The organism is Pseudomonas sp. NPDC087029 (assembly GCF_044745345.1).
GTDB classification, from domain to species: domain Bacteria; phylum Pseudomonadota; class Gammaproteobacteria; order Pseudomonadales; family Pseudomonadaceae; genus Aquipseudomonas; species Aquipseudomonas faucium.
Map to the genome: position 1 here is coordinate 105,491 of NZ_JBIVAB010000002.1, position 18,299 is coordinate 123,789.

14 protein-coding genes, 2 tRNA genes and 1 pseudogene are annotated in these 18,299 nt (G+C 64.0%); 4 read left to right on the top strand and 13 right to left on the bottom strand.

Annotated elements, in window-relative coordinates:
* Positions 1-57: 57 nt before the first annotated feature.
* The 8 genes from ACIPG5_RS03930 to rnr all read right to left on the bottom strand — a co-directional run bounded on the left by ACIPG5_RS03930 (position 58) and on the right by rnr (position 9,667).
* Complete coding sequence (locus ACIPG5_RS03930; RefSeq protein WP_176516049.1) at positions 58-2,358, bottom strand: YgiQ family radical SAM protein; 2,301 nt, start codon at positions 2,356-2,358, stop codon at positions 58-60.
* A gap of 141 nt (positions 2,359-2,499) precedes the next feature.
* The gene (dnaB, locus tag ACIPG5_RS03935) at positions 2,500-3,897 is read right to left on the bottom strand and encodes a replicative DNA helicase (RefSeq protein ID WP_176516051.1); all 1,398 of its coding nucleotides are present in this window, start codon (positions 3,895-3,897) and stop codon (positions 2,500-2,502) included.
* A gap of 113 nt (positions 3,898-4,010) precedes the next feature.
* A complete protein-coding gene (gene rplI, locus ACIPG5_RS03940; protein ID WP_008101037.1) occupies positions 4,011-4,457 on the bottom strand; it encodes a 50S ribosomal protein L9 in 447 nt (148 codons plus the stop codon).
* A 20-nt stretch (positions 4,458-4,477) separates the two neighbouring features.
* On the bottom strand, positions 4,478-5,341 hold the full coding sequence (locus tag ACIPG5_RS03945) for a hypothetical protein (RefSeq protein WP_176516053.1): 864 nt from the start codon (positions 5,339-5,341) through the stop codon (positions 4,478-4,480).
* Positions 5,342-5,374: 33 nt separating this feature from the next.
* Positions 5,375-5,605, bottom strand: coding sequence for a 30S ribosomal protein S18 (rpsR, locus tag ACIPG5_RS03950; protein ID WP_003249563.1), 231 nt, complete (start codon positions 5,603-5,605; stop codon positions 5,375-5,377).
* Positions 5,606-5,633: 28 nt separating this feature from the next.
* Positions 5,634-6,059 (bottom strand): 30S ribosomal protein S6, encoded by a 426-nt coding sequence (gene rpsF / locus ACIPG5_RS03955; RefSeq protein ID WP_003249557.1) that lies wholly within the window; start codon positions 6,057-6,059, stop codon positions 5,634-5,636.
* A gap of 285 nt (positions 6,060-6,344) precedes the next feature.
* Positions 6,345-7,091: a 23S rRNA (guanosine(2251)-2'-O)-methyltransferase RlmB gene (rlmB, locus tag ACIPG5_RS03960; protein ID WP_008089831.1), complete on the bottom strand. Its 747-nt coding sequence runs from the start codon at positions 7,089-7,091 to the stop codon at positions 6,345-6,347.
* Entirely contained in the window at positions 7,088-9,667 is a 2,580-nt protein-coding gene (gene rnr / locus ACIPG5_RS03965) for a ribonuclease R (RefSeq protein WP_401373450.1), read from the bottom strand. The genes rlmB and rnr overlap by 4 nt, the downstream gene beginning before the upstream one ends.
* A 271-nt stretch (positions 9,668-9,938) precedes the next feature.
* Here rnr and ACIPG5_RS03970 point away from each other — a divergent pair.
* The 4 genes from ACIPG5_RS03970 to ACIPG5_RS03985 all read left to right on the top strand — a co-directional run bounded on the left by ACIPG5_RS03970 (position 9,939) and on the right by ACIPG5_RS03985 (position 12,965).
* Positions 9,939-10,025 (top strand) — tRNA-Leu (locus ACIPG5_RS03970).
* 87 nt (positions 10,026-10,112) lie between these two features.
* Positions 10,113-10,199 (top strand) — tRNA-Leu (locus ACIPG5_RS03975).
* Between the two features lie 187 nt (positions 10,200-10,386).
* The gene (locus ACIPG5_RS03980) at positions 10,387-11,400 is read left to right on the top strand and encodes an extracellular solute-binding protein (protein ID WP_176516057.1); all 1,014 of its coding nucleotides are present in this window, start codon (positions 10,387-10,389) and stop codon (positions 11,398-11,400) included.
* The gene (locus tag ACIPG5_RS03985; protein ID WP_236237120.1) at positions 11,400-12,965 is read left to right on the top strand and encodes an iron ABC transporter permease; all 1,566 of its coding nucleotides are present in this window, start codon (positions 11,400-11,402) and stop codon (positions 12,963-12,965) included. The genes ACIPG5_RS03980 and ACIPG5_RS03985 overlap by 1 nt, the downstream gene beginning before the upstream one ends.
* 8 nt (positions 12,966-12,973) lie before the next feature.
* Here ACIPG5_RS03985 and ACIPG5_RS03990 read toward each other — a convergent pair whose 3' ends face one another.
* The 5 genes and pseudogenes from ACIPG5_RS03990 to ACIPG5_RS04010 all read right to left on the bottom strand — a co-directional run bounded on the left by ACIPG5_RS03990 (position 12,974) and on the right by ACIPG5_RS04010 (position 18,221).
* Entirely contained in the window at positions 12,974-13,471 is a 498-nt protein-coding gene (locus ACIPG5_RS03990; RefSeq protein WP_401373453.1) for a DUF2867 domain-containing protein, read from the bottom strand.
* 107 nt (positions 13,472-13,578) lie between these two features.
* A complete protein-coding gene (locus ACIPG5_RS03995) occupies positions 13,579-14,463 on the bottom strand; it encodes a methyl-accepting chemotaxis protein (RefSeq protein ID WP_371871976.1) in 885 nt (294 codons plus the stop codon).
* Between the two features lie 21 nt (positions 14,464-14,484).
* Positions 14,485-15,531, bottom strand: a pseudogene (locus tag ACIPG5_RS04000) (methyl-accepting chemotaxis protein); the annotation flags it as partial.
* A gap of 153 nt (positions 15,532-15,684) precedes the next feature.
* On the bottom strand, positions 15,685-16,977 hold the full coding sequence (locus ACIPG5_RS04005) for an adenylosuccinate synthase (protein ID WP_008095424.1): 1,293 nt from the start codon (positions 16,975-16,977) through the stop codon (positions 15,685-15,687).
* Between the two features lie 56 nt (positions 16,978-17,033).
* Positions 17,034-18,221 (bottom strand): ATP phosphoribosyltransferase regulatory subunit, encoded by a 1,188-nt coding sequence (locus ACIPG5_RS04010; RefSeq protein WP_176516066.1) that lies wholly within the window; start codon positions 18,219-18,221, stop codon positions 17,034-17,036.
* Positions 18,222-18,299 lie beyond the last annotated feature (78 nt).

An 18,299-nucleotide genomic window follows, 5' to 3' on the forward strand; every position in this document is an offset into this window, starting at 1 on the left:
CGCTTTACCTGTGGGAGCTGGCTTGCCAGCGATTGGGCTGCAAAGCAGCCCCTGCAATCAGCGCGGAATGACCGGCTGGCGCGGTTTCTTGCCCTTGCCGCCACCCTTGGCCGCTTCCTTGCGTTCCTTGGCCGCCTGCTGGTTGCGGGCGAACGCCTCGGCCTTGGCCTTCTCGCGCTTGTCCCACGGCTTGCTGCCATCGCTGCCACGCGGTGGCAGGCCGGTGTGCTGGGTGAGGATCTTCTGCTCCTTGCCCACCTTGTGGCTGCCCGCTGGCGTCGAGTTCTTGCGACGCGCGCTCTGGTAGGTGTCGGTCTGCGGCTGGTGCAGCGGGATCAGCTGGTGCTTGCCCGGGCCGATCAGGTCGGCGCGGCCCATGCGCTGCAGTGCTTCGCGCAGCATCGGCCAGCCCTTCGGGTCGTGGTAGCGCAGGAACGCCTTGTGCAAGCGGCGCTGCTCGTCGCTCTTGACGATTTCCACGCCCTCGCTCTTGTAGGTGACCTTGCGCAGCGGGTTCTTGCCCGAGTGGTACATGGCCGTGGCCGAGGCCATGGGCGATGGGTAGAACGCCTGCACCTGGTCGGCGCGGAAGCCGTTGCCCTTGAGCCACAGGGCCAGGTTCATCATGTCTTCATCGGTGGTGCCGGGGTGGGCGGCGATGAAGTACGGGATCAGGTACTGCTCTTTGCCCGCCTCTTTCGAGAACTTCTCGAACATGCGCTTGAAGCGGTCGTAGGTACCGATGCCCGGCTTCATCATCTTGTCCAGCGGGCCACGCTCGGTGTGCTCCGGGGCAATCTTCAGGTAGCCGCCCACGTGGTGGGTGACCAGCTCCTTGACGTACTCCGGCGATTCCACCGCCAGGTCGTAGCGCAGGCCAGAGGCGATCAGGATCTTCTTCACACCCGGCAAGGCACGGGCCTTGCGGTACAGTTCGATCAGCGAGCTGTGGTCGGTGTTGAGGTTCTCGCAGATGCCCGGGAACACGCACGACGGCTTGCGGCAGTGCTTCTCGATCTCCGGGCTCTTGCAGGCGATGCGGTACATGTTGGCGGTCGGGCCGCCAAGGTCGGAGACCACGCCGGTGAAGCCCGGCACCTTGTCGCGCATCTCTTCGATCTCGTTGAGGATCGACTCGTGCGAACGGTTCTGGATGATGCGGCCTTCGTGCTCGGTGATCGAGCAGAAGGTGCAGCCACCGAAGCAGCCACGCATGATGTTGACCGAGAAGCGGATCATCTCGTAGGCCGGGATGCGCTCCTTGCCGTAGGCCGGGTGTGGCACACGGGCGTAGGGCATGCCGAACACGTAGTCCATTTCCTCGGTGCTCATGGGAATGGGTGGCGGGTTGAACCACACATCCACTTCGCCATGCTTCTGCACCAGGGCGCGGGCGTTGCCCGGGTTGGTTTCCAGGTGCAGCACGCGGTTGGCGTGGGCGTACAGCACTGGGTCGTTGCGCACTTTCTCGAACGACGGCAGGCGGATCACCGACTTCTCGCGGGTGACGCTCGGGCTATCGAGGATCTGCACCACCTTGGCCTCGTTCGGATCCTCCTGGTCGCCCTTGGCCTGCTCGATGGCGCAGGCCTGGGTGTCCTGGGTATTCACGTACGGGTTGATGATCTTGTCGACACGGCCTGGGCGGTCGATACGGGTGGAGTCGATCTCGAACCAGCCCTGCGGCGTGTCGCGGCGCACGAAGGCGGTGCCGCGCACGTCGGTGATGGTTTCGATGTTCTCGCCGTTAGACAGGCGCTGGGCCACTTCCACCACTGCACGCTCGGCGTTGCCGAACAGCAGGATGTCGGCGCTGGCGTCGATCAGGATCGAGTGGCGAACCTTGTCCTGCCAGTAGTCGTAGTGGGCGATGCGGCGCAGCGAGGCCTCGATGCCGCCCAGCACGATCGGCACGTGCTTGTAGGCTTCCTTGCAGCGCTGGCTGTACACCAGGCTGGCGCGGTCCGGACGGCTGCCGGCCAACCCGCCTGGGGTGTAGGCGTCGTCGGAGCGCATCTTCTTGTCGGCGGTGTAGCGGTTGATCATCGAGTCCATGTTGCCGGCCGCGACACCGAAGAACAGGTTCGGCTCGCCGAGCTTCATGAAGTCGTCTTTGGACTGCCAGTTCGGCTGGGCGATGATGCCCACGCGAAAGCCCTGGGCTTCCAGCAGGCGGCCGATGATGGCCATGCCGAACGACGGGTGGTCGACGTAGGCATCACCGGTCACGATGATGATGTCGCAGGAATCCCAGCCGAGCAGATCCATCTCCTGCCTGCTCATCGGCAGGAAAGGTGCTGGCCCGAAGCATTCGGCCCAGTACTTGGGATAGTCGTAGAGAGGTTTGGCTGCTTGCATGTCAGTGACCGGTTCTGGTGTGCAGGGAAATCGCGGGCGCGGAATATAGCACAAAAATTGACCAAATCCGACGGTGGTTGTCGGATTCATTGTGTGCCTGATTGGCCTCATCGCCGGCAAGCCGGCGATGGGCGCGGCGACTTACTCGTCGTCGTCGAAGTTGTACATGCCCGGCGCGAGGTTCTCGAAGCGGGTGTACTTGCCGATGAACGCCAGGCGCACGAAGCCGATGGGGCCGTTACGCTGCTTGCCGATGATGATTTCGGCAACGCCCTTGTGCTCGGTCTCCGGGTGGTACACCTCGTCGCGGTACACGAACATGATCACGTCGGCGTCCTGCTCGATTGCACCCGATTCACGCAAGTCGGAGTTCACCGGGCGCTTGTTCGGGCGCTGTTCCAGGGAACGGTTGAGCTGCGACAGGGCGATGACCGGGCAGTTGAATTCCTTGGCCAGGGCCTTGAGCGAGCGGGAGATCTCGGAAATCTCGTTGGTGCGGTTGTCACCGGCAGAGCCCGGGATCTGCATGAGCTGCAGGTAGTCGACCATGATCATGGCGATTTCGCCGTGCTCACGCGCCAGGCGGCGGGTGCGCGCACGCATTTCCGAGGGGCTGATGCCGGCGGTATCGTCGATGAACAGCTTGCGGTCGTTGAGCAGGTTGACCGCCGAGGTCAGGCGCGGCCAGTCATCGTCGTCCAGCTGGCCGGAACGCACCTTGGTCTGGTCGATGCGGCCCAGCGAAGAGAGCATACGCATGATCAGCGATTCACCTGGCATCTCCAGGGAGAACACCAGCACGGCCTTGTCGGTGCGCAGTACGGCGTTCTCCACCAGGTTCATGGCGAAGGTGGTCTTGCCCATCGACGGACGGCCCGCAACGATGATCAGGTCGGCGGCCTGCAGGCCGCTGGTCTTCTCGTCCAGGTCGGTGTAGCCGGTGGACACGCCGGTGATGTCGCTGTCGGAGTTGAACAGCGTGTCGATGCGATCGATGGCCTTGGTCAACAGCTCGTTGACGCCCACCGGGCCGCCGGTCTTCGGCCGCGCCTCGGCGATCTGGAAGATCTGCCGCTCGGCGTCGTCGAGGATCTCTTCGGCGTTGCGCCCTTGCGGGTTGAAGGCGTTGTCGGCGATGTCGGTGCTGATGCTGATCAGCTGGCGCAATGTGGCTCGCTCGCGAATGATCGCGGCATAGGCCTTGATGTTGGCCACCGAGGGCGTGTTCTTGGCCAGCTCTGCCAGGTAGGCCAGGCCGCCGACCTGGGTCGACAGGCCTTCCTTGTCCAGCTGCTCGTGCAGGGTGACCACGTCGAACGGCTGGTTGGCGTCCGCGAGCTTGTGCACGGCGCGGAAGATCAGGCGGTGGTCATGCCGGTAGAAGTCACCATCCGAGACCTGATCCAGCACCCGCTCCCAGGCGTTGTTGTCCAGCATCAGGCCACCGAGCACGGCCTGTTCGGCCTCGATGGAATGCGGCGGCACCTTCAGGGCAGCGGTTTGCAGGTCGAGTTGTTCGGGGTTGGTAATCTCGTTCATGGCCACGAAAGAATTCTGGAGGATGAAAAAGACAAAGGGCACGGCCTGTCGAAAACAGGACCGTGCCCGATGTTAACCGGCTAACCCGCGAGGGGCTAGCCAGTCAGCGCAGCTTAGGCAGCTACGACGACCACACGTACAGTGGCTTCAACGTCGCTGTGCAGGTGCACGGCTACGTCGTATTCGCCAACTTGACGGATGGTGCCGTTCGGCAGACGCACTTCAGCTTTGGCCACTTCAACGCCGGAGGCGGTCAGGGCGTCAGCGATGTCGTGGGTGCCGATCGAACCGAACAGCTTGCCTTCGTCGCCAGCGGTGGCAGTGATGGTCACTTCCAGCTCGGCCAGTTGGGCAGCGCGGCTTTCAGCCGAAGCTTTACGGTCAGCAGCTGCTTTTTCCAGCTCGGCGCGACGCTCTTCGAACGCAGCCAGGTTGGCGGCGTTGGCAACGGTGGCCTTGCCGAATGGCAGCAGGAAGTTACGGCCGTAACCAGCCTTAACCTTAACTTTGTCGCCCAGGTTGCCCAGGTTAGCGACTTTTTCCAGCAGGATCAGTTCCATTTGGTAAAACCTCTTAACTTTTAACCTTCACCGTTCGCGGAGTCTTTCCCCGGGGGGGACTTGCGACCGCGAAAATCAATCAGGCTGTCGACAATGGCCAGAACCATCAGTAACGGATAAATCAGCTGCATGATCAGCGGCAACGTCACGTACATGCCCACCAGCCAGAACCCGGCCAGTCGCCCCTGTGCCACCAGCCCGTGCATCAAGGCGATGCCGGCCAGGACCAGTACCAGGCTCGATGCCGATGCCAGGATGATGAACTGCGGCCCGATGAACGGAGCCACCACCATCACTGCCACCAAGACCGCCATGGTCTGTTTCGGCAGCCTCAGCGCGCGAAATTCGCGGCCGAAGCCTCCAGGGTTGTACAACGCTGCCTGCCAATAGCGCGCCAGCACCAGGGCCAGCACACTGAACAATTGCACCGTCACTGCTGTGGAGGCGACCAGCACAGGGCGGATCAGCTCACCGGAGAGTACCGGTTGCCCTTCGATCTTCGGCATGGCTTCGGCAAACGCCTTGGCCAGCACATCGAAGGTCTGGGCCAGCGCCAGGTCGAGCACGTGGCTGAAAACCACGGCGAACACGGCACTGACCACCAACACTCGGCTCCAGGGATGCTCGGCACGCAACATGGCGGCCAGGCTCAGGGCACCTGCGATCACCATGAAGGTGATGGGGTCGCCCATGTACCACACGGCCAGCCCGGCCAGCAGGCCGCCGGCGATGACCGTTGAAGCATCCTTGAACCCGCGCCGCAGCAGCACAAGGCTGCCGGCAGCGGCACTCAACCAGAACAGCAGCGGCAGTACCGCGCTGATGACCACCACCAGGGTGGCCTGCACACGACCGCGCATGATGAAACTTGCTAACGCTCGCATGCTAATCCCTTACTGCTTGTCGACGACCCGGTCTCAGCGGCCGTGGCTGTCGGTGTAGGGCAGCAGGGCCAGGAAGCGGGCGCGCTTGATAGCGGTAGCCAGCTGACGCTGATAACGAGCTTTGGTACCGGTGATACGGCTTGGAACGATCTTGCCGGTTTCGGATACGTAAGCTTTCAGGGTGTTGAGATCTTTGAAGTCGATCTCTTTCACGTCTTCAGCAGTGAAGCGGCAGAATTTACGACGACGGAAGAAACGTGCCATTTAATAGGCTCCTCTAAAGGTCCGTGGATTACTCGTCAGCGTTATCGCTGGAGTCGCTGTCATTGCTGTCGTCGCCTTCGGCGGAGTCAGCATGCTCAGGACGCTCGCGACGCTCACGGCGCTCGCTGCGGTTCTCTTCAGCCTTCAGCATCTCGGACTGGCCGGTAACGGCTTCGTCGCGACGGATGACCAGGTTACGGATAACGGCATCGTTGTAGCGGAAGTTGTCTTCCAGCTCGGCCAGGGCCTTGCCGGTGCACTCAACGTTCAGCATCACGTAGTGAGCCTTGTGAACATTGTTGATTGCGTAGGCCAGTTGACGACGGCCCCAGTCTTCCAGGCGGTGGATTTTGCCGCCGTCTTCTTCGATCAGCTTGGTGTAACGCTCAACCATGCCGCCGACTTGCTCGCTCTGGTCCGGGTGAACCAGGAAGATGATTTCGTAATGACGCATGAATGCTCCTTACGGGTTAGTAGTCTGCCAGGATATCTAGTCAGACAAGGAGTGAATGACACTGTGTGTCTTGCCATGGAGGGGAGGCACATGCGCGCCTGCCAGCTCGGCAAGGGGCGCAATTGTAGAGAAGGCGGGGCACACAAGCAAGGTGATTGGCGATTATTTGAACAGCCGGAAACACTTTCTCAGCTACAAGGGCCCTATCGCCGGCAAGCCGGCTCCCACAGGATCAGCCAAACCATTCACTGTGGGAGCCGGCTTGCCGGCGATAGGGCCATGGGGTCAGCGTTTGGCCTGGCGCTGACGCACGGCCTCGAACAGGCACACCCCGGTGGCCACCGAAACGTTCAGGCTGCTGACGCTACCGCCCATCGGCAACTTCACCAGAAAATCGCAGTGCTCGCGGGTCAGGCGGCGCATGCCCTTGCCTTCGGCGCCCATGATCATCACCAAAGGCCCGGTCAGGTCCTGCTGATAGATCTCCTGCTCCGCCTCGCCCGCGGTGCCGACCACCCACAGGCCGCGCTGCTGGAGCTTTTCCAGGGTACGCGCGAGGTTGGTCACGGCCACCAGCGGAATCACCTCCGCAGCGCCGCAGGCAACCTTGCGCACCACCGGCGTCAGGGTCGCCGACTTGTCCTTGGGCACCACCACCGCCGTGGCACCGGCCGCATCGGCCGTGCGCAGGCAGGCGCCGAGGTTGTGCGGGTCGGTGACACCGTCCAGCACCAGGATCAGCGGCGGGGTTTCGGTGCGCTCGAGCAATTCCTCGAGCATCAGCTCGCCCCACACCTGGCTCGGGCTGACCTCGGCCACCACGCCCTGGTGGACGCCCTCGACCCAGGCATCCAGCTCACGGCGCTCGGCCTGGCCGACCGCGACGCGGTTTTCGGCGGCCAGCGCCAGCAACGCCTGGATACGCGGCTCGCTGCGCCCTTCCGACAGCCAGATCTGCTTGACCCGCTTCGGATGGTGCTGCAGCAGCGCCTGCACGGCGTGCACGCCGTAGATCTTTTCCAGCTGACTCATGACTTGTTCTTGCTCTTGCGTGGCGCGCCGGACTTCGGCGGGCCTTTACGGTGCTTGGTCGGCTTGCCGGACGGTTTGGCGCCCTTCTCCGACTTGCTGCTGGCGTGGCCGCCGGTGCGCGCCTCGCTCATCAGCGCCTTCTTCATCTCGCGGCTCTTGCGCACTTCGGCGTTGCGCTGCACGGCGTCCTTGGGGAAGTACGCTTCAGCGGCTTCGCTCTTGCGGCTGCGCGGCTTGGGCGTGGCCTTGGCCTCCACCACCGGCGGCTGCTCGGGCTTGTCGGCGGCAGGTGCGGCGCCACGGCCCTTGCGGCCGATCGGTGCGGCGAGCTGCTGCTCGGACACTTCGAAGTCGATCTTGCGCTCGTCGAGGTCGACGCGCATGACCTTCACCTCGATGGTGTCGCCCAGGCGGAAGCTGCGCCCGGTACGCTCACCCGACAGGCGGTGGTGCACAGGGTCGAAGTGGTAGTAGTCGCCCGGCAGCGCACTGACGTGCACCAGGCCTTCCACGTAGATATCGGTCAGCTCGACGAACAGGCCGAAACCGGTGACTGCGGTGATCACGCCCGGGAAGGTCTCGCCCACGCGGTCCTTCATGAACTCGCACTTGAGCCAGTTGACCACGTCGCGGGTGGCTTCGTCGGCGCGGCGCTCGGTCATCGAGCATTGTTCGCCAAGCTGGTCAAGGGTATTCACGTCGTAGGGGTAGATACGCGCCTTGGGAATGCTCATGGCGCCGGCACGCTTGACGTGCGGGGTATCGACCTTGGAGCGGATGATGCTGCGGATGGCGCGGTGCACCAGCAAGTCCGGGTAACGGCGGATCGGCGAGGTGAAGTGGGTGTACGCCTCGTAGTTCAAACCGAAGTGACCGTTGTTGTCGGTGCTGTACACCGCCTGGCTCAACGAGCGCAGCATCACGGTCTGGATCAGGTGGAAATCCGGGCGCCCGGCGATGCTCGCCAACAGGGCCTGGTAGTCCTTGGGCGATGGGTCCTTGCCCTTGTGCAGGCTCAGGCCCAGCTCGCCGAGGAAGGCGCGCAGCTTTTCCAGGCGCTCCGGCGGCGGGCCGTCGTGCACGCGGTAAAGCGCCGGCACACCATGCTTGTGCAGGAATTCGGCGGTGGCGACGTTGGCCGCCAGCATGCATTCTTCGATCAGCTTGTGGGCATCGTTGCGCACGGTCGGGCGGATTTCCGCGATCTTGCGCTCGTCGCCGAAGATGATGCGGGTTTCCTGGGTCTCGAAATCGATCGCACCACGGGCGTGACGGGCATCGACCAGCACCTTGTACAGGTTGTACAGGTTCTTCAGGTCCGGCACGACCGCCTTGTATTCCTCGCGCAGGGCCTTGCCCTCACGGGTACGGGCATGCTCGAGCATGCTGCTGACCTTGTTGTAGGTCAGCCGCGCGTGGGAGTGGATCACCCCCTCGTAGAACTGATAGTCGACCATCTGGCCGGCCTTGTTCATGGTCATTTCGCAGACCATGGCCAGGCGATCGACGTGCGGGTTCAGCGAGCACAGGCCGTTGGACAGCTCTTCGGGGAGCATCGGCACCACACGCTCGGGGAAGTACACCGAGTTGCCGCGCTGCTGGGCCTCGACGTCCAGGGCCGAACCCAGGCGCACGTAGCTGGACACGTCGGCGATGGCCACGTACAGGCGCCAGCCACCGGAGAACAGGCGCAGCTTGCCCAGCGGTTCGCAATAGACGGCATCGTCGAAGTCGCGAGCATCCTCGCCGTCGATGGTGACGAACGGCAGGTGGCGCAGGTCGATGCGCTTTTCCTTGTCCTTCTCTTCGACTTCGGAGCGGAACTTGCGCGCTTCCTTGATCACGTCCTGCGGCCAGACGTGCGGGATATCGTAGCTGCGCAAGGCAACGTCGATTTCCATGCCCGGCGCCATGTAGTTGCCGATGACCTCGACCACGTCGCCTTGCGGCTGGAAGCGTGGGGTCGGCCAGTGGGTGATCTTGATCTCGACGAACTGGCCGATCTTGGCGCCGCCGTTACGCCCGGCGGTCACCAGCACTTCCTGCTGGATCTTCGGGTTGTCCGGGGTCACGTAGCCGATGCCGCCTTCTTCGAAGTAGCGGCCCACCACGCTTTCATGGGCGCGGGAGATGACCTCGACCAGCACGCCTTCGCGCCGGCCACGGCGGTCCACGCCGGAGACCCGCGCCAGGGCGCGGTCGCCATCGAACACCAGGCGCATCTGCGACGGGCTGAGGAACAGGTCGTCGCTGCCATCGTCAGGAATAAGGAAGCCGAAGCCATCGCGGTGGCCCGAGACACGGCCGCAGATCAGGTCCAGCTTGTCTACCGGGGCATAAGTGCCGCGCCGGGTATAGATAAGCTGGCCGTCACGCTCCATGGCACGCAGGCGGCGGCGCAGGGCTTCGATCTGGTCTTCTTCGTGAAGACCGAACTCTGCCGCCAGCTCCTCGCGCGCCGCTGGCTCACCACGGTCGGCAAGGCGCTGCAGGATCAGCTCACGGCTGGGAATGGGGTTGTCGTATTTTTCCGCTTCGCGAGCGGCCTCGGGATCGAGGGATTGCCAATCGGCCATCAGAAGGGGTTCACCTTGGGGTATATAGATAGGAATTCTGGCATAGGCGTATTGAAACCGGAAATGTCAGCCTTGGACAGCCCCAACGGCATGTCCTGCGAGCAGCAATAGGGCTGTGGAATCAACAAGTTGAATTTTTTGAAATTTTTTTCGATTGGGGGCTTTACAGCCCTCGGGAGCGTCCGTATAGTGCGCACCACAACGACGGACAACCCCGAAGTTGTAGTAGAGATGAACGACGCTGTAAAGCATCTTGTAGTCTCGAATGTGTGCCCAGGTGGCGGAATTGGTAGACGCGCTGGTTTCAGGTATCAGTGACCGCAAGGTCGTGGAAGTTCGAGTCTTCTCCTGGGCACCAAGTATTTCAAGTAACAGATGACCAAGGATCTGTTACTACTGTGTGAAAGCGAACGATAGTCGCCTTCATCAGCTGATGTAAAGCTTTGCCCAGGTGGCGGAATTGGTAGACGCGCTGGTTTCAGGTATCAGTGACCGCAAGGTCGTGGAAGTTCGAGTCTTCTCCTGGGCACCATACAAAAACCCACTAGCTTGCTAGTGGGTTTTTTCTTGCCTGCGATTTAACCCCTCCCCCACTCGCAGCGCCTGTGCAGCCCTTGCACCATGGTCTGCCCATGAATTTCTCGTCACCCGGCCACTTGAGAAACGATTTCGTTTACCATTGTTTCTGAATATGTAGCCGTAAGCGAGGAAGTACCCGCATGACGATCCGTCCGCAACCGCTGATGCGCACCCTGGCCGCCGCAGTTCTGAGCCTGGTGATCGGCGCTCCGGCCGCCATGGCAGACGACCCGGTCACCCTGACCATGTACAACGGTCAGCACAAGGAAATCGGCGAAGCCATCGCCAAGGCCTACGAGGCCAAGACCGGCATCCACATCAATATCCGCAAGGGCAGCAGCAACCAGCTGGCCAGCCAGATCATCGAGGAAGGCGACCGCTCGCCGGCCGACATCATCTATACCGAAGAATCCCCACCCCTGAACAACCTGGGCGAGCTGGGCCTGCTGGCGAAGATCGACGACGCCACGCTGAACATGCTGCCCAAGGAGTACGTGGGCGCCAACGGCACCTGGATGGGCGTGACCGCACGCACCCGGGTGGTGGTGTTCAACCCCAAGAAGGTCGACGAGAAAGACCTGCCGACCACCGTGATGGATTTCGCCGGCCCCGAATGGGAAGGCCGCGTCGGCTACGTGCCGACCAGCGGTGCCTTCCAGGAACAGGCCGTGGCCATCCTCAAGATGCACGGGCGTGAAGCCACCGAAGAATGGCTGACCGGCCTGAAAGCCTTCGGCAAGACCTACACCAACAACATGGTGGCCTTGAAGGCCGTGGAAAAAGGCGAAGTCGCCGCCGTGCTGGTGAACAACTACTACTGGTACGCCCTGGAGCGCGAGCGCGGCAAGCTCGATTCCAAGCTGTACTACCTGGCCGACGGCGACGCCGGCAACCTGGTGACCATCTCGGGCGCAGGCGCGGTCAAGGCCAGCAAGCATCCGAAGGAAGCCCAGGCCCTGCTCAACTGGATGGCCAGCGAAGAAGGCCAGCGCGTGATCACCCAGACCACCGCCGAATACCCGCTGCACAAGGGCATGGTTTCCGACCGTGGCCTGAAGCCGTTCGAAGACCTGCGCCCGCCAAAGATCTCGCCAGCGGACCTTGGCAATGCCGAGGAAGCGATCGAGCTTGAACGCGAGGTCGGCCTGCTCTGATGACTGCCGCCCTGTCCCAGCCGGCTCCGGTACGTTTCGTGCCGCGCCGCAAGCGCCCCTCCATCTGGGTGGTGCTGCCCGTGCTGTTCCTGGTGGCGATGAGCTTGCTGCCATTGCTGTACGTCGCCATGAAAGCCTGGGAAGCCGGCTGGCGCGAAGCGCTGCACCTGCTCTGGCGGCCATTCGTCTGGGGCCTGATGCGCAACACCCTGATGCTGATGGTCGGGGTGACGCTGGCCTGCATGGTGGTCGGCATGGCGCTGGCCTGGTTGCTCGAACGCAGCAACCTGCCGGGCCGCCGTCTGTGGGGCGTGGTGCTGTGCCTGCCGTTCGCCGTGCCGTCGTTCGTCAGCAGCTTTACCTGGGTATCGCTGAGCTCGGACTTCGAAGGCCTGGGCGGGGCGATCATGGTCATGGCGCTGTCCAAGTACCCACTGGTGTTCCTGCCGGTGGCCGCGACCCTGCGCAACCTCGACACCTCGCTGGAGGAGTCGGCGCGCACCCTGGGCTGCAGCCGCTGGGGCGTGTTCACCAAGGTCACCCTGCCGCTGCTGTGGCCGTCGATGCTGGGCGGTGCGCTGTTGATTGCCCTGCACATGCTGGTGGAGTTCGGCGCCCTGTCGATTCTCGGCCTGCAGACCTTCACCACGGCGATCTACCAGCAGTTCGAGCTGGAGTTCAGCAACGCCAACGCGGCCATGCTGTCGGCGGTGTTGCTGGCGCTGTGCCTGGTGATGCTGTGGCTGGAGCTGAAGGTACGCGGCAAGGCCCGCCACGTGCGCATCGGCCAGGGCGTGGCGCGCCGCGCGCAACCGGTACGCCTGCGTGGCTGGACGCCGCTGGCGCAGCTGTTCTGCCTGGGGCTGGCGATACTGGGCAGCGGCATTCCGCTGGCCATGCTCGGCTATTGGCTGAGCGTGGGCTCTTCGGCCGCCTTCCCGGTGGCGGCGATCAGCAAGGCGCTGTTCACATCGCTGTCGGTGTCGCTGGGCGGCGCAGGGTTCTGCGTGCTGCTGGCGTTGCCGGTGAGCTTCCTGGTGGTGCGCTACAAGGGCCGCCTGGCGCTCTGGGCCGAGCGCCTGCCGTACCTGCTGCACGCCCTGCCCGGCCTGGTGATCGCGCTGACTCTGGTGGTGTTCGCATTGCACTATGTGCCGGCGCTGTACCAGACCACTGCACTGTTGCTGCTGGCCTATGCGCTGCTGTTCCTGCCTCTGGCGCAAGCCCCGGTGCGCACTGCCCTGAACAAGGCCTCGCCGACACTCGAAGAGGCGGCCCGCACGCTTGGCGCCAGCAGCTTCGCGGCGTTCTGCCGGGTGACCCTGCCGATCATCTTCCCTGCCCTGGCAGCCGCCTTCGCCCTGGTGTTCCTCGACGCCATGAAGGAGCTGACCGCCACCCTGCTGCTCAGCCCGACGGGCATGACCACCCTGGCCACCGAGGTCTGGGCGCATACCGCCAACGTTGAGTTTGCGGCGGCGGCGCCTTATGCAGCGTTGTTGATTGTGGTGTCGGGGTTGCCGGTGTATCTGCTGACTACGCGGATGTATCTGAACAAGGCATGAAACCGCGCTCAGGTCGCAGCGCGGCCTGAGCCTTCCTTGAGAACATTGCGCAGCATGCGCCGTACGATGGGGCCATGGGCAAGACCCACCGGCACCATATAGGCACGCCCGAAAGCATTGAAGCACTGCACCGAGGTTGTCACGCTCAAGCAGGGCGCACCGGCGCCCTCGGATGGCAGATCCATGCAAACCATCACCGCCAGGTGCGTATCACGCGAAGTCAGGACCAGTTGCTGATCGCTGATGCCCTCGACCGTGAAGAAATCCAGACGCTCGCCCACTTTTGGCACGTGCTCGGGGCTGCGGGGCGTAAAGCCTTGAATGTCGGCGACGTTGAAGCGGCGGGAGATGAAGTCGCGCAGGCGGAAGGCGCCGGCTAGCCAGGCGGGGGTGTGCGAGGTCATGGCGCAGTAGGCTTGCAGGGCCGTCAGCGGGGCGTTCAGCGGCACGCTGTCGTTGTGCAGGAAGTCCAGGTCGGCTGGGGCGGCGATGAGTTTGGCGGGCATGTACAAGTCCTTTTGTCATGGGGCGCGCGGGAGCTTAGCAAAGCAGGAGGGGCCGCTGCGCGGCCCATCGCCGGCAAGCCGGCTCCCACAAGAGGTGTTGCTCGGTCTCAGGCCCGGAACTGGCCCAGGCTGGCGCGCAATTGCGCGGCCAGGTCATCGAGCACCTTGCTGCTGGCCGTGGTCTGCATCACCACCTCGGCCGAACGCTCGGCCTGGGCATGGATGTTCTCGACACGCCCGCGCACCGCTTGCGCCCCGTTCGCCTGTTGCTCCGCGGCGCGGGTAGCCAGGCCGATAGCCGCATGCACCTGCTCCACCGCCGCCTGCACCGACTGCTGGCGGCGCTCGTTGTCGCGCAGCACCAGCAGGCCTTCGCTGGCCTTGAGGCCGGCCTGGCTGATGGTGGCCACCGCCTCCTTGGCGCCCTTCTGCAACGCAGCGATGTGCGACTGGATGTCGCCGGTGGAGCTTTGCGTCTTGCTCGCCAATGCCCGCACTTCATCAGCGACCACGGCAAACCCGCGCCCGGTCTCGCCGGCACGCGCAGCTTCGATGGCGGCGTTGAGGGCCAGCAGGTTGGTCTGCTCGGCGATGCCGTGGATCACGGTCAGCACCACTTCGATCTGTTCGCTCTGCTTGGCCAGCCGCTCGATCACCTGCGAGCCGGTTTCAACCTGCCCGGCGAGGTTTTCGATCAGCCCGGCCAGTTGCGTCGAGGTGCGGCTGTTCTCATCGGTGGCCTGGCGAATGTCCACCACCTGGCGCAGCGCCGCCTGCATCGCCTGGCTCTCGGCCTGGGCTTCGTCGGCCATGCTCGAGAGGTCACGCAGGCTGGCGGCCACTTCATCGCGCTGCAAGGCCGCAGCGGCGTCGGCACCGGCGTTGCGCTGGGCCATGGCGCCGATTTCGACGCCAGTGCGCTGGGCCACTTCACCGGCCTCGCGCACGATCGGCTGCAGCTTGTCGACGAAGCGGTTGACTGCCGAGGCCATGTCGCCGATCTCGTCGCGGCTGTCCAGGTTCACGCGCTTGGTCAGGTCGCCTTCGCCGGCGGCCAGGTCGTTCAGCGCAGTGATCAGCAGGCGCAGCTTGCTCAGCACGCGGCGGCCCAGCACCAGGGCAACCAATAGCAGTACACCCAGGCCGACCAGCACAAGGCCCAGGCCGATACGCCAGCGCAGCTCCGCCGCTGCATCGCGCACGGTTTGCGCGGTGTTGGCCTGCATGGCCGTGGCGCTGCCCTGCGCGGCTTCCAGCCGGTCGCGCAGGGCTTTGCCGCTGTCTGCCGCCGCCGCACCAAGGCTGTCGCCGACCAGTTGCTCGCCACTGGCGATCAGGGCACTGAAGCGCTGGTCCAGGGCCTTGAGTTCCTCGTCCACAGCGGCGGTGGAAACCCCCATCAGGACCTTGCCGATTTCCGCGCCATTGGGGCTGATCGACGCCTCGACGAAGTACACCGATGGGTCGCGGCGGGCAGCTTCAAGCACCTTGTCCAGCGCCCGCTCTCCCTGCCCTTTTTCGATCAGGGCCTGGTTGATCGGGTTCTGCCGGTTCAGGTAGCGCGTCAGGTGCTGACCCTGGGCGTCGTCGTAGATCACGAACAGCACGTTGGGATTGCGCTGGGCGCGGCGGGCGAAGTCGGACAGCGTCGGCACGTCGTTGTCCCAGATCGCCCGTGGGGCGACCGAGGCCAGCAATTCGGCCATGTCGTTGGCGGAATCCTTGAGGTTCTTTTCCAGGGTGGCGCGCAGTTGCTGCTGTTCGTTCTGCAGACGCTCGGACAGGCCTGCACTGAGGCGCTGGCGGGTGCTGCTGGAAAGGCCTTCGAGGCCCGAGCGCACGTCCTGGCCCGCCTGCTCCAGCTCACTGGCGAGCTTGCGGCTGTCATTGCCCAGGCGCTCGCCAAGATCGGCCTCCAGGGCAGTGACGGTGCTTCGTGTCAGCGCAACGGCAACCAGCACCTGCACCAAAAGGGCGATACCCAAGGCAACAAACACAGGCCGCAACAGGCGGCTTCGTAACAATGAGAGGATGGCAGACACGGTGAAACCCTCGTGCATTCTGGCGCCATTATTTTGATGGCATCTACAGAAACTTCTTACAGCAAGGGTTGTGCCGAGGGCAGCAGGGATAAGTGCCAAGGTCCAGCAGCAGAAATGAAAACGCCGCGGCCCCTTTCAGGGCCACGGCGTCAGATCAGCCTGGTGGGCAGATCAGGCGAACGGATGACGCAGCACGATGGTCTCGTTGCGGTCCGGGCCGGTGGAGATGATGTCGATCGGCGCGCCGGTCAGCTCCTCGATGCGCTTGATGTAAGCGCGAGCAGCTTCTGGCAGCTCTTCCAGGGTCTTGGCACCCAGGGTCGATTCGCTCCAGCCTGGCATCTCTTCATACACCGGCTCCAGGCCGATGTAGCTGTCGGCGTCGGACGGTGCGTCGATGACGGCGCCGTTCTCGTTCTTGTAGCCAACACAGATGTTGATGGTTTCCAGGCCGTCCAGCACGTCCAGCTTGGTCAGGCAGATGCCCGAGATGCTGTTGACGTCGATGGCGCGACGCAGGATCACGGCATCGAACCAGCCGCAACGACGGGCACGGCCGGTGGTCGAACCGAACTCGTGGCCACGCTTGGCCAGGGTAGCGCCGGTCTCGTCGAACAGTTCGGTCGGGAACGGGCCGGAACCTACGCGAGTGGTGTACGCCTTGGTGATGCCCAGGATGTAGTCCAGGTACATCGGGCCAACGCCGGAACCGGTGGAGATGCCGCCGGCAGTGGTGTTGGAGCTGGTGACGTACGGGTAGGTACCGTGGTCGATGTCCAGCAGCGAGCCCTGGGCGCCTTCGAACATGATGTCCTTGCCGGCGCGGCGCAGGTTGTGCAGCTCGGCGGTGACGTCGAGCATCATCGGCTTGAGCTGTTCGGCGTAGGCCATGCACTCGTCCAGCGTCTGCTGGAAGTCGATGGCCGGCTCTTTGTAGTAGTTCACCAGCTGGAAGTTGTGGTAATCCAGCAGCTCACCCAGCTTGGCGGCGAAACGCTCGCGGTGGAACAGGTCGCCAACGCGCAGGCCGCGGCGAGCGACCTTGTCTTCGTAGGCTGGGCCGATACCACGGCCGGTGGTGCCGATCTTGGCTTCGCCACGGGCTTTCTCGCGGGCCTGGTCCAGGGCCACGTGGTACGACAGGATCAGCGGCGCAGCCGGGCTGATGCGCAGGCGCTCGCGCACCGGCACGCCCTTCTCTTCCAGCTTGGTGATTTCACGCATCAGGGCATCCGGGGCAACGACCACGCCGTTGCCGATCAGGCACTGAACGCCTTCACGCAGGATGCCGGACGGAATCAGGTGCAGAACGGTTTTTTCACCGTTGATCACCAGGGTGTGGCCCGCGTTGTGGCCACCCTGGTAGCGCACTACGGCGGCAGCATGTTCGGTCAGCAGATCGACGATCTTGCCTTTGCCCTCATCACCCCACTGGGTGCCCAGGACGACGACATTCTTACCCATAACACTTGTCCTCATTCACGCAAACTTGGTTGCCGGCCAACTGCCGGCGCAGAAACTCATTGGGTCAGCGGCAGTACCTGCCAGCGCCCGTCTTGCTGAATCAATTGACGATCACAATCCGCCTCGAGAGCAGCACTCAACGGCTGGCCAGGCAGGGCCTGGACCACTCGCTGGCCCTCGTTGCGCAACTGGCAGACCTGCTGCCAGAGGGCCGCGTCACCACTGTCGGGCATCCAGATGCCGCCAGTTGGCAATACGACCTCCGCTCGCCCCAGTGTGACCAGGGTCTTCAAATCCGTGGAGAAACCGGTGGCCGGGCGCGCCCGGCCGAAATCGGCCCCGATGTCGTCATAACGGCCGCCCTGGGCGATCGATTGACCTTCGCCCGGCACGAACACCGCAAACACCACGCCGGTGTGGTAGTTGTAGCCGCGCAGCTCGCCGAGGTCGAAGTACAGCGGCAGCTCGGGGTAACGCGAAGCCAGGCGATCGGCGATCGCCAGCAAATCGTCCAGTGCCGCCAGCACGCTGGCCGGGGCACGGCCCAGGCGCACGCGGGCTTCGGCCAGCACTTCACGGCCACCGCACAGCTCGACCAGGGCGCGCAGCATGTTGCCCAGGTCCTTCGGCAGGTCGGCCGTCAGCGCCTGCACTTCATCCACCGACTTGCGCTGCAGGGCGTCGAACAACTGCTGCTCGACAGCGCCCGACAGGCCGGCGGCGCGCGCCAGGCCGCGGTAGATGCCGACATGGCCGAGGTCCATGTGCACGTCCGCGACGTCGGTCAGTTGCAGCGTGGCGAGCATCAGGCTGATGACCTCGACATCGCTGGTGGGGCTGGCGTCGCCGTACAGCTCGGCACCCAGCTGGATCGGGCTGCGCGAGGTGGACAGGGCGCGCGGCTCGGCGTGCAGCACGCTGCCGGCATAGCACAGGCGGCTCGGGCCTTCACGGCGCAGGGTGTGGGCGTCGATACGCGCCACCTGCGGGGTGAAGTCGGCGCGGAAGCCCATCAGGCGGCCGGACTGTGGGTCGACCACCTTGAAGGTGCGCTGGTCCAGGTCCTGGCCGGCGCCGGTGAGCAGCGACTCCAGGTACTCGATATGCGGGGTGACGACCAGTTCGTAGCCCCAACTCTGGAACAGGTCCAACACCTGGCGGCGCGCGATCTCGATGCGCGCAGCCTCAGGTGGCAGTACTTCCTCGATGCCATCTGGCAGCAGCCAGCGGTCTACCGTTGCCATTACGCCATTTCCCCTCTGGTCCGGGCGGCTTGCCTGCAGGCGAGCCGTCAGTAAAGCAGGCATTGGCGCACAGCAGCA